Raw genomic sequence first — 13,377 nt, 5'->3', positions numbered from 1 at the left:
AGACTGGTAATGAAAAGTAAAACGTGGAACAGTATCGGCCGCTGGATAATTTATGGCCTGCTGCTGGTGGTCTTTGTTGGTCCGTATTGGGGCATCATCGCCACCGCATTTAGCGGCGCGCCGGTCAAACCTGGTGAGCTACTGGCCTGGCCAAATCAGTTCTCATGGGAGAACTTTATCTTTGCCTGGATGGATATCGGCGTCTGGCAATACCTGCTGAACTCCATCATCGTGGTGTTCTTCGGTACGATTTTACAGGTGTCAGTCAGTGCGTTAGCCGCTTATGCGCTGGCCCGTAAAAAGTTTGTTGGGGTCTCTCTGACAAGCTTGATCATTCTTTCGACCATGATGTTGCCGGAAGAAGTGATCGCCATCCCTCTCTATATGATAATCAACTGGCAACTGCCAGTGATCGATGCTTCGCTGTACAACAGCTATTTGGGCATGATCTTGCCGATAGTCGGCTGGGCTTTCTCAATCTTTGTTCTGACCGAATTTATGGCGGCTATCCCGAAAGAGCTGGAAGAGGCGGCACGTATTGATGGGGCCAGTGAATGGCAAATTTTCTTCCACGTCATCCTGCCACTGGTTAAACCGGCATTGGGTACGGTCGTGACCTTCGGCTTCATTATGATTTGGGACCAATACCTGCTGCCATTGATCGTGGTGAATCAGGACAGCCTGAATACCATTCCGGTGATCCTCGGCACTTTACGTACCGACGAGAGCATCACACCAAACATCTTTATTGCCATCACTCTGCTGGCGATGTTGCCAAGCATCATCGTGTATCTGGGTCTGCAAAAACATTTCAATCGCGGGATCATGTCTGGCGCGGTTAAAGGCTAGGGAGAAACAAAATGGGATCGGTTGTACTTAAAAATGTCTGTAAATCTTACGGTGACACCCATGTGATCCGCGACGTATCACTGGAAATTCCTGATGGTGAGTTTTGCGTGTTGGTGGGTCCTAGTGGCTGCGGAAAATCCACCTTATTGCGGATGATAGCAGGGCTGGAGGAGATCTCCGGTGGCACGGTAGGAATTAATGATAAAGATGTCACCGACGTCGAACCTAAGATGCGCGATATTGCCATGGTGTTCCAAAGCTACGCTCTTTATCCGCAGATGACCGTGCGCGAGAACATGGGTTTTGCGCTGAAAATGGCCAAAATGTCTAAAGCTGACATCAGTAAAAAAGTGGAAACCACGGCCGAGTTATTGGGCTTACAGGCACTGCTGGAGCGGCTACCTAAAGATCTCTCCGGCGGTCAGCGCCAACGTGTTGCCATGGGGCGAGCCATTGTGCGTAATCCGCAGGTCTTTTTATTCGATGAGCCATTGTCAAATCTGGATGCCAAATTGCGTACTCAAGTGCGTGGTGAGATCCGCGAATTGCACCAGCGGCTGAAAACCACTTCAGTTTATGTGACGCATGATCAGATAGAAGCAATGACCATGGGGCAGATGATCGTGGTGCTACGCGAAGGGCGAATTGAGCAAGTGGGGTCGCCATTAGATCTTTATGATCGCCCAGCCAATCTGTTTGTTGCCGGTTTTATCGGATCACCAGAGATCAATCAGTTGAAAGGCACCGTTGTGGAGCAGAGCGGGGAATTCCTACTGCGGCTGGAAGATGGCTCCTTACTGACACTGCCTGCTGGTTTACAAGTGACGCAAGGGCAAAGTGTGGTGTACGCCATTCGCCCGGAGCAGGTCAATGTGGTGGACGAGACTCACAGCGCCAGTGCGCTGAAAGCGACCATTACTGCCATTGAAAATACGGGCTCGGATATGCAGCTATTTTGCAGCACGGGCGGCGGACGTTTTACCTCGGTGTTTAAGCAGCGTCTGGCGGTAAACGAGGGCGAGACGGTCTATCTGCAACCGAAACTTGCTGGTATCCACATTTTCGATGCCGCAACTGGCGAGCGGGTTGCTTGCCAAGCTGTATAAAGGAAGCCATGCCCATGACACCAATAAAAACATCTGCGGCACCGATGAAATTGTACACGCTGGATACTGACTGCTTAATCAAAGCTAAGGCGGTATTACAGCAGCCTTTTTCACCTTTGCAACCGGCGTTACGTCGGTTATTAAGTGAAGCAGATGCCCTACGGGATCAGCCACCGGAGAGTGTGACACACAAGACGCTGCTGCCCGTCAGCGGTGACATTCATGATTATTACAGTTTTGGTACTTACTGGTGGCCAAATCCGCGTAAACCCAACGGATTGCCTTATGTTCGGCGTGATGGTCATACTAATCCGCAGAGTCAAAATGACGATACTGACACCCAGCGTATTGTGCGCATGTGTGACCGCTGTTTGACACTGGGGTTAGCCTACTATTTTACCGGCAACAGCCGGTATGCGCAGGTGGCGGCGGAACAGATTCGTTGCTGGTTTTTAGATGCGAAAACGCGCATGAATCCACACCTGAATTATGGTCAGGCCATTCCCGGGATTGTCTCTGGTCGCGGCACGGGGTTAATTGATACCCGCCTGATGTGGATGGTGATTGATACCGTCGGTTTGATATTGCCGGCTAAACTGCTGGATACCGAGGATACTGCGGTTTTGCAGCAATGGTTCCGCGACTTTAACCACTGGATGTTCCACAGTGAAGTGGGCCACTCTGAATATGTCTGGCACAACAATCACGGCACTTGGTATGACGTACAGCGCGCAGCCAACGCTATGTTCTATGGTGATCGTGGGCTGGTTTCCACCATCATTCGGCAAGGAATAACCCAGCGGCTGGCAGCGCAAATTGCTCAAGACGGTAAACAGTGGATGGAGCTGGAACGAACAGTGCCGTTCCATTATTCCCTGTTTAATCTGGAGGCGCATTTGCTGCTTTGCCGCTATGGTGAGCATGTCGAAATTGATCGCTGGGAGTGGGTGCAGGATGGCCGTAATGTGCAACAAGGTATCGACTATTTGCTGCCCTTTATTGCCGAACCTGAATTATGGCCTTACCGTGATTTGCGTGGTATCGATTATGACAGTGCGCTGCGGCTGTTATTGCAAGCCGCCAGAGGTTACCCAAAAGATGCCCAGCGCTATCAGGCGGCACTCGCTACTTTACCGGCAGAAACACTGACATCCCGTGATCGTCTATTGTGGCAAAGCTAGTAGAAAGACGAAGTTGAGGTACACTCAAGGCTGCTTTTCAGCCAGTGAGTGATATGAATAATGCGTGACCTGAATAACCCTGATGACTTAGCCTTCATTACCCGCTTCCTGCGCCGGCAACATGTACTGACGCTGTGCGCTGGCAGCGGTATGGATATGTGGTGCGCCAACTGTTTTTATGTGTTTGATGAAGCACAAATGGCGCTTTATCTGATGACAGAAAAACATACCCGCCACGGTGAACTGATGCAGATTAATCCGCAGGTTGTCGGCACTATTGCCACGGCACCACGCACCGTGGCTTTGATCAAAGGTATTCAATATCGCGGTGAAATAGCCCCATTACAGGGCGAAGCCGAAGATGCCGCCCGCCAACGTTACTGCCGCCGCTTCCCCGTTGCAAAAGTGGCTTGTGCCCCTCTCTGGCAGTTGACGTTGCTGGAAATCAAGATGACCAATAATACCCTCGGTTTTGGCAAAAAATTGCATTGGAATGCCCCTCGACCTTGAAGCTGGAGGGGTGTTGGGCGCGTTCACTTACCCGAATCACTGACCTTGTTGTTGACCTTATTTGAATAGGCTCATCGGGATAAGCTCGCTTACCGCCTAGCTATAACGCCAATGACTTTGGGGCATAGTCTCTTGGCTCTGATTATAACTGGCTGTTTTTCGGTGTTATGTCATAGTGTTTCTTGTATGTATTATCAATCGCAATTGATTTAATCATTGCCTCCATACCGTGGTGGCGCAGGTGTTTTTATCAGGGGGTCAGATGGCGAAGGTATTATTGCTGGGAGCAAGTGGTTTGGTGGGCGGCGAATTACTGCGCTTGCTACGTTTGGATGCCAGAGTGACATCGATCATTGCACCAACGCGTAAGCCATTGCCCAATATGAACAAACTGATGAATCCACAAGGTGAGAATATCGCCGAGTTGCTGAAAACCTTGGTTGAACCGGTGGATTTGGTCTTCTGCTGTCTGGGGACGACGCGCAAGCAAGCGGGTAGTCAGGCGGCGTTTCGTCAGGTCGATTATCGGCTGGTGCTGGTCGCGGGCGAAACCGGTTTACGGTTGGGCGCTCGGCATTTCTTACTGGTGAGTGCGATGGGAGCCAATCCCCACTCGTGGATGTTTTATAATCGCACCAAAGGCGAAGCCGAGCGAGATTTACAAAACCAAGGTTGGCCGCAACTCACTATTGCTCGCCCCTCCATGTTGGCAGGTAAGCGCACAACACCACGCTTAATGGAAAGTCTCAGTGCTCCCCTATTTGCTTTATTGCCAGACAAATGGCGTTTAATTAAGGCCAAAGATGTGGCGCAGGCACTGCTGGATGAGGCTTTTGCCCCACCACAAGAAGGGGTTAAAATTTTGACCTCCGCCCAGATGCAGCGCGCATCATAATAAGGATATTGTCTGGTTATCTTGGGCAATCACCACCTCTGCGGGGAGTGTGTTGTCGAGCGCCCAAGCATCCAACTGGTGGCTGATATGTGTCAGCCATGTCACTTTCGGCCTCAATAATTCACTGATGGCGAGTGCCATTATCACGTCATTATGATTGCGTGGCGGTGGTGTTTGTGGCGGGTGGCTACAATCGACGACCAGTAAATCAATCTCTTTACTGGCCAAAAATAGCGCACTGTCAGCAGGCAGCCCGAGGGTGTCAGTTAAATAAGCAATGGTCCGGTTTGGGCTTTGCAGCAAGTAACCAAAGGTGATTTTGGAGTGATTCAAGGGGATCGGCGTCACCCGTAAATCGCCAAATTGGTGCGATTTAAATGGGCTTAAGGGCGGCTGAAAAGCCAGTATTCCCGGGTGCTTAAACAGATCATCGCAGCCGTCTGGATCCGGCGGACCATAAACCGGGATCGCATTTCCACACCCCCAACGCAACGGAAATAACCCCTGAACATGATCCATGTGGTAATGTGTAAGCAAAAAACGCTGAATTTCCCCCGCCGTAAATTGGCTCTCCAGTGTTGGCAGCCCCGCATCAATCAACGTTGTTTCCCCCTGATAACGCAACATGGCACTACAAGGTTTACGGCGTAAAGTCGGTTGTACTCTGGCTTTTGCGCAAACCACACAGTCACAACCAAACACCGGTACTTGTTGGGCGCAGCCAGTACCTAACAATGTGAGTTCCATGTTTGATTCCCTATTTCATTGTTTAAAGGGATAGTCTCTGCCAATAATTGCTGAAACTGCTTTAGCGTATGGTGCAATTCACCATCATTACAAAGTTGCAGACAGTTATCTGGCAGTTGTTGCTGATAATATTGCGCTCGCAGTAAGCGTTCACTTATTTGCTCACTATTTTCACGCCCACGTTGTTGTAACCGTTGCCTCAAAATCGTGGGTGAAACCGTCAGGCACAGTGGCAATAATTGGTGGTGATAGCGCTGTTCGGCTTCGGGTAAATAAGCTCTGGAGCCATTCACTACCACATCCAATCCGTGTTGCAGCCAGATATCTATCTCAATACCTATCCCATAATGGTGCTGATGTGCCTGCCAAAACAGGGCAAATAATCCCTGTTTGGCCCGCAATAGAAATTCCTGCTCACTCAAGGCGATATGGTTTTCTGCGCCTGCATGGGCCTCGCGAGTGATATAGCGGTGCGCCACCGTCATATTGGTGGGCATGGCTGCCCGCAGAGCGGACAGCAGACAATCCTTGCCTGCACCGGAAGCCCCCATTAGATAGATTAAGCGCGCCATCAGAACACCTGTATTCCCTGACGCCAGACGTTTTGCACGTAAACATGTTGGCTCTGCAAACCCGCATGAGCGCGTGCCAATATCAAATCCGCTCGTTTGCCTTCTGCAATGACCCCGCGATCTCTTAGCCCCAAAGCCTTGGCAGGGTTGCGCGTGACTAAATTGACCGCCTGCGGCAACGTGAAGCTGTTGGTTTCATCGTGTGCGATACGAAATACCGCATCCAACAGGCTGGCTGGGTAATAATCAGAAGATAGAATATCCAATACTCCCAGTGATGCGAGCTGGTGGGCGGCGACATTACCAGAATGAGAACCGCCCCGAACAATATTGGGCGCGCCCATCAAGACCTGTAATCCATGTTGATGTGAGGCTCTGGCCGCCACTTCGGTGGTGGGGAACTCCGCAATCACACTGCCCAGAGCTTGGGACTCCGCCACATGTTCGGCGGTGGCATCATCGTGGCTAGCGAGTGCGATTCCCTGCTGGCGACAGTGGCTGGCAATCGCTTCTCTATTTGGCCCTGACCAGCGAGCGGAAAGAGTGATTTGTTCCTCTTCAAATTCCACCATCTGTTGATCATTAAGGTGATATTTGCCCTGATAATACTCGCGGTATTTCTCCCGTGAGGCGAATTGGCGCTGACCCGGTGAGTGATCCATTAGTGATACCAATGACAGTTCCGGCTGCATCATTAGTTTTTCAAATAAGGGAAGGGTACTGTCATGAGGTAACTCACAGCGCAGATGAATCCGATGCTCAGCCCGATTCAATCCCGCCCGTTGGCTATCCACCACTGCATTAATCATTTTTTGCAGATTATCCAGCCGATGGCCACCATCGCGCACATCACCGACGGCGACAGCATCCAAAACCGTCGTGATCCCGCTGGCAACCATCAAGGCATCGTGACTGCTCATTGCTGAGTGGGCTGGCCAATCAACCTTGGGGCGCGGTGTAAAAAATTTGTCCAGATTGTCGGTATGCAGCTCGATAAGCCCTGGCAATAACCAGCTATTTTGCCCATCAATCGCGGCAGAAAGTTGAGTGGGACGATCGCTATAGCTACGGATCACGCCATTTTGGATTTCCAGTGATCCGTTGACCACGCTTTCTTCAAGAATAAGATTAACGTTATTGAGGATCATGCGGGGATCTCCGTGCCGACATGAGAAGGTGGTGGGGTCATCACCAGCAGGCGGTCACTGACAAGGTTGCGTATATTTTCATCATGGAAAATCCCGACGATAGCAGCTCCGCGCTGCTTGGCTTCATTAATCAGATCAACCACCGCCGCGCTATTGGTGCTATCAAGTGATGCGGTTGGCTCATCAAGCAGTAAAATGGGGTAGTCCACGATGAAACCGCGGGCGATATTCACCCGCTGTTGTTCGCCGCCGGAGAAGGTTGACGGAGCCAGATCCCACAACCGTGGCGGCACATTAAGGCGCGTCAACAAATCCTGAGCGCGCTGCTGACACCAACTTCGTTCTATCCCCAGTTCCAGCAAGGGCTGCATCACCACATTCAACGCACTGATCCGAGGGATCACCCGCAAGAACTGACTGACCCAGCCCACAGTATGACGGCGCACTGCCATAATTTGTCGGGCTTCGGCGGTGACGATATCCAGCCACTCTCCCTGATGGTTGACCCAGATATGGCCACTGTCGGGTAAATAATTGGCATATAAAGAGCGTAGCAGAGTGGATTTACCGCTGCCGGAATGACCGTGCAACACCACACATTCACCTTTGCTGACCTCCAGAGAGGTTTGGTGTAGCACCGGTAGGTGAATACCGTGCTGATGGTGCAGCACGAAGGTTTTACTGAGATTTTCAACTTTGAGTTGCAGGGGGTTCATAGTGAGTTCTCGTTAGCTGACTTACGGATTAGGGCCGAAAGCTGAAAATCAGTTTTGCAGCACCGATGACACCAACAACTGGGTATAAGGATGATGCGGATCATCGAGTACCCGGTCGGTCAGGCCACTTTCAATGACCCGGCCTTCTTTCATCACCAACAGGCGGTTTGCCAGTAGGCGAGCAACCCCTAAGTCATGGGTGACAATCACCACGGCTAGCTGCATTTCCACCACCAGATTGCGCAGCAAATCCAATAGCCGAGCTTGCACGGAGACATCCAGTCCACCTGTGGGTTCATCCATAAATACCAGTTTGGGATGCGTCACCAGATTGCGGGCAATTTGCAGCCGCTGTTGCATACCGCCAGAGAAAGTGGTGGGCAGGTCATCCAATCGGGAGAGTGGAATTTCGACGTCTTCTAGCCAGCGGCCTGCTTGTTGGCGTATTTCGCCATAGTGACGCTGGCCGATAGCCATCAAGCGCTCACCAATATTGCCACCCGCCGAAACCTGTGGGCGCAGACCATCGAGTGGATGCTGATGAACCACTCCCCACTCGGTGCGGAGCAAGCGGCGGCGCTGGCTTTCGGCCATCTGATATAAATCAACAGATGACTGCGTGTCAGGGCGATAAATAATCTGCCCCTGCTGGGGGGCCAGACGGGCCGAAATGGATTTCAGTAGCGTGGTTTTCCCTGAACCGGATTCACCCACAACCCCCAACACTTCACCGGGGTACAGTTGGAAAGAGACATCGCTGAACCCTTTACCCGGCGCGTATAAGTGGGTGAGACTTTCCACAGACAACAGTGGATGAGCAGTGGCCTGTTTTTGTGCGGTAATCATTGGATTGCTCCCTCCTGAGTCAGGTTATTTTGCGCGGCACCCTGCGCTAATTGCTGCTGACAAAAATCCGTATCCGAGCAGACAAACATCCGGCTGCCCCTATCATCCATGACCACTTCATCAAGATAACTGTGACGCGAGCCGCACAGGGTGCAGGGTTCATTCCATTCCTGCACGGTAAATGGGTGATCGTCAAAATCCAGACTTTCCACTTTGGTAAAGGGCGGCAGAGCATAAAGGCGTTTTTCACGGCCAGCGCCAAACAGTTGTAGAGCGGGCATCATATGCATTTTGGGGTTATCAAATTTTGGGATCGGCGACGGGTCCATTACGTAGCGATCATTCACTTTTACCGGATAGGCATAGGTGGTGGCGATATGGCCGTAGCGCGCGATATCCTCATACAGTTTCACCTGCATCACGCCATACTCTTCCAGCGCATGCATTTTTCGCGTCTCGGTTTCGCGTGGTTCAATAAACCGCAGTGGTTCGGGGATCGGCACTTGATAGATAAGGATCTGATCCTCAGTTAACGGTGTCTCAGGGATGCGATGCCGGGTTTGGATCAACGTGGCATCGGTGGTTTTTTCCGTGGTAGCAACTCCACTGACGCGCTGGAAAAAGCGGCGGATCGATACCGCGTTGGTGGTGTCATCAGCCCCTTGGTCAATCACTTTCAAGACATCAAAGCGGCCAATTAGACAGGCCGTTAGCTGAATGCCTCCAGTGCCCCAACCGTAAGGCATCGGCATTTCACGTCCACCAAACGGGACTTGATAACCGGGGATCGCCACAGCTTTAAGTAGCGCGCGGCGTAACGTTCGTTTGGTCTGCTCATCTAGGTAACCCAGATTGTAGCCGGTGAGAACGTCAGTCATGATGTGGCTCCTGTGCTTGAGAGGATGACTGTAGGGGGGATGACAAATGTTCACGGCGCAGACGTTTCAGTAGCTCCAGTTCAGCTTGAAAATCGACGTAATGGGGCAATTTAAGGTGAGAAACAAAACCGGCGGCTTCGACGTTATCGGCATGCGCCAAAACAAATTCTTCATCCTGCGCTGGGCTAGTGACGTTTTCGTCATATTCGCGACTTTGCAGTGCGCGATCCATCAATGCCATCGACATTGCCTTGCGCTCACCGCGCCCAAAGACCAGCCCGTAGCCGCGAGTAAAATGTGGTGGCTCGGATTCCGGGCTAACAAATCCATTCACCATTTCGCACTCAGTGAGCAAGATCTCGCCAATATCGATAGCAAAACCCAGCTCTTCGGGCTGGATGGAAATGGTCAGGTAGCCGGTACGGATTTCGGCGGCGAAGGGATGTGTGCGGCCATAACCGCGCTGAGTGGAATAACCGAGTGCTAGCAGAAAGCCCTCATCGCCGCGCACCAGTTGTTGCAGCCGAGCCGAGCGGTTGCAGGGGTAAACTGGCGGGTTGCGGGTGATATCTTCCGGCTGGGCACCGTTATCACACTCGACTTTCGCTAACTGTTCTTGTGCTAATAAATCAAACACATGAGTGCAAGGATTTTGTGAAAATACGTCCGGTGCTGTTTCTCTGCCTTTACGGATATGGGGGGTATCGCCGGAGGCCAACAGGGTGAAATCCAACAGACGATGGGTGTAATCGTAGGTTGGGCCGAGCACTTGTCCACCCGGCAAATCTTTGTAAATGGCTGAAATACGTCGTTCTAGCCGCATATTTTCACTTGCCAGCGGCTGGCTGATTGCCAGACGAGGTAGGGTCGTGCGATAAGCGCGCAGCAGGAAAATGGCTTCCACCAGATCGCCACTGGCCTGTTTGATCGCCAATGCCGCCAGTTCGCGATCATAAATACCGCCTTCGGTCATCACGCGATCCACCGCCAGACCTAATTGCTGCTCGATCTGTTCGCAATCGACAGCCGGGATCTGTGTGTTACCCCGCCGCTGGTGTTCCAGCAATTGATGGGCTGCCGCAATAGCTTTCTCACCACCTTTGACTGCAACGTACATCAGCACACCTCCACATAGGTGGTTCGTGGAATAGCCATCAGGTTTTCACCACAGGTCAGTAAGAAATCGACTCCCGCAGGGAATGCCGCAGGGCGGTTGAGCAGGTAATTCAATACGGAGGTTGGCAGTTGTGGCGCGACGGTACGACGGTGTTCAATGCCCGGTCCGTGTAGGCGCAGCGGCACGCCTTGGTGCAGACTATCAACCTGAACAATCACCGTGGCAGAGTGTTCCGGAGACAGCTCGCTACCCACCGGGCAGTTCGCAATCTGTTTCTCTGTTATCGCATTGCTAAATAAAGCAAAACTGGAATCACTGCTACTGGCGACCAAAGGCGCGCCAGTGTGAAAGCGTAAATTCTGTTGCACAGAATCGCTGTTCAGCGGGGCCTCTAGATAGAGTGGTGTTTCCTGATCTGCCAGTGTTAGCAGAATGCTGGTTGCTGCGGGGGTCAATGGCTGCCAACCCATGCTATGTGGCAATGAAACCAGCACACCGGGTTCGCTTAATGCTTTGAGAATACGCCGAAAAGCGTGTTGGGCATCGTCAACCGGATGGTCGAAATGGCTGAGTATAGTCATCAATCTTCTCCTCGCACCAATGTGAAGAAATCAACTTTGCTGGTGGCGATGGCACGAGCGCGTAATTCCCGCCGTTCCTGTTGTATTGCTGCCAGCGGGTAAATGACGGTATTAAGCAACAATTCGTTTAATCCCGCCGATGTGGTACTAACAGTAGACAGTTGCAGCAAAGCATCGAGCAGTGCGCAAAGTTCAGCATGAGGTTTATTGCGCCCAGCAATGTAGCTGTAGCCGTAAATATCCGCGTGGTCATTGAGCTTAATGACGGCACGGGTAATGGTCATATCACCGAGAATAAACCGACGGCCTGTGCCCCCCATTCTGGCTTGCAATTGGTTCAAGCCAATTTCCGGTGCGCGGATAACCTGATAGTGCGGTGATAAATTCAATGGTTGCCAGTGGGCAAGTAATTCATCCGGTTGGCTATGAGCCAGCACTGACATCCAGCTCTGTCGAGGTGTAGAGGCGCTTTCCATTTAGTGCTCCATGGTCAGTTCAATCATGTCGGCACGGGTCAGGCTGACGGAATATTCCGCCACTTGCTGGCTATCAGCACAGACATTCAGGGTTCGTACACACAGCAGCGGCGCATGGGTAGCAATTTCAAGCAAACGGCTCTCTTTTGCCTGAGCACGTCGCGCACTGATTCGGGTCTGGCTGCGACGCAGCGGTTGTTGTAGATGCTGGGTGATAAATTGATGTAGTGAACCGGCGTTAAACTGTTGAAGAACAGGCCACCAATTCAGGTCTGGCAGGTAGTGATCGATAACGCAGACTGGCACACCATTGACACGCCGTAACGTGCGCAGATGGATAACAGGCGTCCCTTCGGTCAGTGACAGCGCTTTTGCTACATGCTCAATACAAGGACGTAGAACTGCAAGTAAGCGCTCACTGGTGGGGTCACTCCCTTGATCGAGTAAGTTCTGGCTAAAGCGAGCATTGGCATGCAGCGGATAGTTATAAGGGCGCATCAACACCAAAATGCCGATGCCCTGACGGCGCTGTAACCAGCCGCGTTCGACCAATTCATCCACTGCCCGCCGTAAGGTGTGGCGGTTCACTTGATAGTGGTCAGCCAACTGTTGCTCTGAAGGCAGATAATCGCCACAGCGATAGGCGCCACGCAGTTCTTGCTCCAATTGGGCCGCAATTTGTTGATAGCGGGTGGGATAACTGGTCGGTGGTCTAGATAAGTGCATGGCGGATATACCCTCTCTGAGTCTTAGCCCCCCTGACCGTGACCACGATGAAATGACAGAAAAATAAGCATGGACGGGTAGGTGGCAGCTTGTCATGGCGATAACCAGTAAGTGATCTCACCGCTATGCTGGCGGTTTTTAATGACAATAGGGTTAAGCTGAGATGGCGGTACGATGAAGTTTTTTTGCGGCTAGAGGGGCATGTAAAGCGAATAAAAAAATTTATCACATTGAGTTATTTCTACGCCGTGGTGGTGTCCTTCTGAGAGGGCGTAGCTAAAATCAATGGACTGAGCAAAGTCAGCTTGGTGATATTGCTGGCTTGCCCAGTGATGATAGTCTGCTCTGGATGTTGTGGAGCGTACTCAGATTGATTACGCCTTGGAATAGGCTAGCGCAGATAATGGATGACCTGATTACCGCTACCACGCCAAATAAGTGACGGGTCTTTGAGGTCTTGCACAAATTTGCCATCGACCAGTACGTTGATCAGTGAAACCACTTGCTGTTGTTCGTCGGTCAGTTCGTCAAGTGTGTAGCCAGTCCAGAGCCAGATATCTTTGTCATCGCACTCTTGGCGTACGCGTTTTACCAGCGACAAAATAGCTGACAAATTTTGCGGGTGCAGCGGATCACCACCGGAGAGGGATAACCCTTGCCGCTGGATACGGGAGTCATTCAGATCAGCAATGATCTGATCCTCCATTTCCTGAGTAAACGGCTTACCCGAATTAAGCCGCCAGGTACTTTTATTATAGCATCCCACACATTCGTGGACACAGCCGGAAACAAACAGCGTGCAGCGAGTGCCAGGGCCATTAATCACGTCGACTGGGTAATATTGATGGTAATTCATCAGTGTCTCCCTTGTACTTGAAGCCTCAGGGATTGGCTATGTTCTATTGCTCGGTCCATCCTTGGGCCTCGCCTCTTCTAGAGCACAGCAAACAGCGTTCAAATCGGCTCCCGGCTAATTTGTCACCCGAATCACTTACGTGGAGTAAGCTCATCGGGATGCGTTTGCTTAGT

The 13,377-nt window shown here is 51.6% G+C and carries 16 protein-coding genes; 5 read left to right on the top strand and 11 right to left on the bottom strand.

Annotated features, from left to right (window positions below):
* Nucleotides 1-9 precede the first annotated feature (9 nt).
* The 5 genes from ACIOG0_RS19200 to ACIOG0_RS19180 all read left to right on the top strand — a co-directional run bounded on the left by ACIOG0_RS19200 (nucleotide 10) and on the right by ACIOG0_RS19180 (nucleotide 4,541).
* Complete coding sequence (locus tag ACIOG0_RS19200; RefSeq protein ID WP_050099881.1) at nucleotides 10-849, top strand: carbohydrate ABC transporter permease; 840 nt, start codon at nucleotides 10-12, stop codon at nucleotides 847-849.
* Nucleotides 850-860: 11 nt separating this feature from the next.
* Nucleotides 861-1,955 carry an ABC transporter ATP-binding protein gene (locus tag ACIOG0_RS19195; RefSeq protein WP_050099883.1) on the top strand — a complete coding sequence of 365 codons (1,095 nt, stop codon included), beginning with the start codon at nucleotides 861-863 and terminating at the stop codon, nucleotides 1,953-1,955.
* A gap of 14 nt (nucleotides 1,956-1,969) precedes the next feature.
* Nucleotides 1,970-3,136, top strand: a complete 1,167-nt coding sequence (locus ACIOG0_RS19190; protein ID WP_050099884.1) for an alginate lyase family protein — start codon at nucleotides 1,970-1,972, stop codon at nucleotides 3,134-3,136.
* 60 nt (nucleotides 3,137-3,196) lie between these two features.
* The gene (locus ACIOG0_RS19185) at nucleotides 3,197-3,646 is read left to right on the top strand and encodes a YhbP family protein (RefSeq protein ID WP_050099886.1); all 450 of its coding nucleotides are present in this window, start codon (nucleotides 3,197-3,199) and stop codon (nucleotides 3,644-3,646) included.
* Nucleotides 3,647-3,908: 262 nt separating this feature from the next.
* Nucleotides 3,909-4,541 (top strand): NAD(P)H-binding protein, encoded by a 633-nt coding sequence (locus tag ACIOG0_RS19180; RefSeq protein WP_050099888.1) that lies wholly within the window; start codon nucleotides 3,909-3,911, stop codon nucleotides 4,539-4,541.
* Here the strand turns inward: ACIOG0_RS19180 and phnP are convergent.
* The 11 genes from phnP to nrdG all read right to left on the bottom strand — a co-directional run bounded on the left by phnP (nucleotide 4,536) and on the right by nrdG (nucleotide 13,204).
* Entirely contained in the window at nucleotides 4,536-5,288 is a 753-nt protein-coding gene (gene phnP / locus ACIOG0_RS19175; protein ID WP_050099889.1) for a phosphonate metabolism protein PhnP, read from the bottom strand. The genes ACIOG0_RS19180 and phnP overlap by 6 nt on opposite strands.
* Nucleotides 5,270-5,860, bottom strand: a complete 591-nt coding sequence (gene phnN / locus ACIOG0_RS19170) for a ribose 1,5-bisphosphokinase (protein WP_050140965.1) — start codon at nucleotides 5,858-5,860, stop codon at nucleotides 5,270-5,272. The genes phnP and phnN overlap by 19 nt, the downstream gene beginning before the upstream one ends.
* Entirely contained in the window at nucleotides 5,860-7,008 is a 1,149-nt protein-coding gene (gene phnM, locus ACIOG0_RS19165) for an alpha-D-ribose 1-methylphosphonate 5-triphosphate diphosphatase (RefSeq protein ID WP_050099893.1), read from the bottom strand. Before phnM ends, phnN begins: the two co-directional genes overlap by 1 nt.
* Nucleotides 7,005-7,724 (bottom strand): phosphonate C-P lyase system protein PhnL, encoded by a 720-nt coding sequence (gene phnL, locus ACIOG0_RS19160; RefSeq protein ID WP_050099895.1) that lies wholly within the window; start codon nucleotides 7,722-7,724, stop codon nucleotides 7,005-7,007. The genes phnM and phnL overlap by 4 nt, the downstream gene beginning before the upstream one ends.
* Nucleotides 7,725-7,772: 48 nt before the next feature.
* Nucleotides 7,773-8,570 carry a phosphonate C-P lyase system protein PhnK gene (gene phnK / locus ACIOG0_RS19155; RefSeq protein ID WP_050099896.1) on the bottom strand — a complete coding sequence of 266 codons (798 nt, stop codon included), beginning with the start codon at nucleotides 8,568-8,570 and terminating at the stop codon, nucleotides 7,773-7,775.
* Complete coding sequence (locus ACIOG0_RS19150; protein WP_050140966.1) at nucleotides 8,567-9,448, bottom strand: alpha-D-ribose 1-methylphosphonate 5-phosphate C-P-lyase PhnJ; 882 nt, start codon at nucleotides 9,446-9,448, stop codon at nucleotides 8,567-8,569. Before ACIOG0_RS19150 ends, phnK begins: the two co-directional genes overlap by 4 nt.
* Nucleotides 9,441-10,565 (bottom strand): carbon-phosphorus lyase complex subunit PhnI, encoded by a 1,125-nt coding sequence (locus ACIOG0_RS19145; RefSeq protein WP_128451319.1) that lies wholly within the window; start codon nucleotides 10,563-10,565, stop codon nucleotides 9,441-9,443. The genes ACIOG0_RS19150 and ACIOG0_RS19145 overlap by 8 nt, the downstream gene beginning before the upstream one ends.
* Nucleotides 10,565-11,146 (bottom strand): phosphonate C-P lyase system protein PhnH, encoded by a 582-nt coding sequence (gene phnH / locus ACIOG0_RS19140; protein ID WP_050099901.1) that lies wholly within the window; start codon nucleotides 11,144-11,146, stop codon nucleotides 10,565-10,567. Before phnH ends, ACIOG0_RS19145 begins: the two co-directional genes overlap by 1 nt.
* Entirely contained in the window at nucleotides 11,146-11,622 is a 477-nt protein-coding gene (gene phnG / locus ACIOG0_RS19135) for a phosphonate C-P lyase system protein PhnG (protein WP_050140967.1), read from the bottom strand. Before phnG ends, phnH begins: the two co-directional genes overlap by 1 nt.
* Nucleotides 11,623-12,348: a phosphonate metabolism transcriptional regulator PhnF gene (phnF, locus tag ACIOG0_RS19130; protein ID WP_050099905.1), complete on the bottom strand. Its 726-nt coding sequence runs from the start codon at nucleotides 12,346-12,348 to the stop codon at nucleotides 11,623-11,625.
* Between the two features lie 391 nt (nucleotides 12,349-12,739).
* Nucleotides 12,740-13,204: an anaerobic ribonucleoside-triphosphate reductase-activating protein gene (nrdG, locus tag ACIOG0_RS19125; protein ID WP_050099907.1), complete on the bottom strand. Its 465-nt coding sequence runs from the start codon at nucleotides 13,202-13,204 to the stop codon at nucleotides 12,740-12,742.
* Between the last annotated feature and the right edge of the window lie 173 nt (nucleotides 13,205-13,377).

The sequence above is a fragment of the Yersinia vastinensis genome (assembly GCF_044905075.1).
GTDB lineage: Bacteria > Pseudomonadota > Gammaproteobacteria > Enterobacterales > Enterobacteriaceae > Yersinia > Yersinia vastinensis.
The sequence above is the reverse complement of the archived record's forward strand: the minus strand, read 5'-3'. Positions and strand labels throughout refer to the sequence as shown.

What these genes read in the sequence shown, in the direction of transcription:
- ACIOG0_RS19185 (WP_050099886.1), top strand. Translation starts at nt 3,197, where the DNA reads ATGCGTGACCTGAATAACCCTGATGACTTAGCCTTCATTACCCGCTTC.
- ACIOG0_RS19200 (WP_050099881.1), top strand. Translation starts at nt 10, where the DNA reads ATGAAAAGTAAAACGTGGAACAGTATCGGCCGCTGGATAATTTATGGC.
- ACIOG0_RS19180 (WP_050099888.1), top strand. Translation starts at nt 3,909, where the DNA reads ATGGCGAAGGTATTATTGCTGGGAGCAAGTGGTTTGGTGGGCGGCGAA.
- ACIOG0_RS19150 (WP_050140966.1), bottom strand. Translation starts at nt 9,448, where the DNA reads ATGACTGACGTTCTCACCGGCTACAATCTGGGTTACCTAGATGAGCAG.
- ACIOG0_RS19195 (WP_050099883.1), top strand. Translation starts at nt 861, where the DNA reads ATGGGATCGGTTGTACTTAAAAATGTCTGTAAATCTTACGGTGACACC.
- phnP (WP_050099889.1), bottom strand. Translation starts at nt 5,288, where the DNA reads ATGGAACTCACATTGTTAGGTACTGGCTGCGCCCAACAAGTACCGGTG.
- phnN (WP_050140965.1), bottom strand. Translation starts at nt 5,860, where the DNA reads ATGGCGCGCTTAATCTATCTAATGGGGGCTTCCGGTGCAGGCAAGGAT.
- ACIOG0_RS19145 (WP_128451319.1), bottom strand. Translation starts at nt 10,565, where the DNA reads ATGTACGTTGCAGTCAAAGGTGGTGAGAAAGCTATTGCGGCAGCCCAT.
- phnH (WP_050099901.1), bottom strand. Translation starts at nt 11,146, where the DNA reads ATGACTATACTCAGCCATTTCGACCATCCGGTTGACGATGCCCAACAC.
- phnM (WP_050099893.1), bottom strand. Translation starts at nt 7,008, where the DNA reads ATGATCCTCAATAACGTTAATCTTATTCTTGAAGAAAGCGTGGTCAAC.
- phnG (WP_050140967.1), bottom strand. Translation starts at nt 11,622, where the DNA reads ATGGAAAGCGCCTCTACACCTCGACAGAGCTGGATGTCAGTGCTGGCT.
- nrdG (WP_050099907.1), bottom strand. Translation starts at nt 13,204, where the DNA reads ATGAATTACCATCAATATTACCCAGTCGACGTGATTAATGGCCCTGGC.
- phnK (WP_050099896.1), bottom strand. Translation starts at nt 8,570, where the DNA reads ATGATTACCGCACAAAAACAGGCCACTGCTCATCCACTGTTGTCTGTG.
- ACIOG0_RS19190 (WP_050099884.1), top strand. Translation starts at nt 1,970, where the DNA reads ATGACACCAATAAAAACATCTGCGGCACCGATGAAATTGTACACGCTG.
- phnF (WP_050099905.1), bottom strand. Translation starts at nt 12,348, where the DNA reads ATGCACTTATCTAGACCACCGACCAGTTATCCCACCCGCTATCAACAA.
- phnL (WP_050099895.1), bottom strand. Translation starts at nt 7,724, where the DNA reads ATGAACCCCCTGCAACTCAAAGTTGAAAATCTCAGTAAAACCTTCGTG.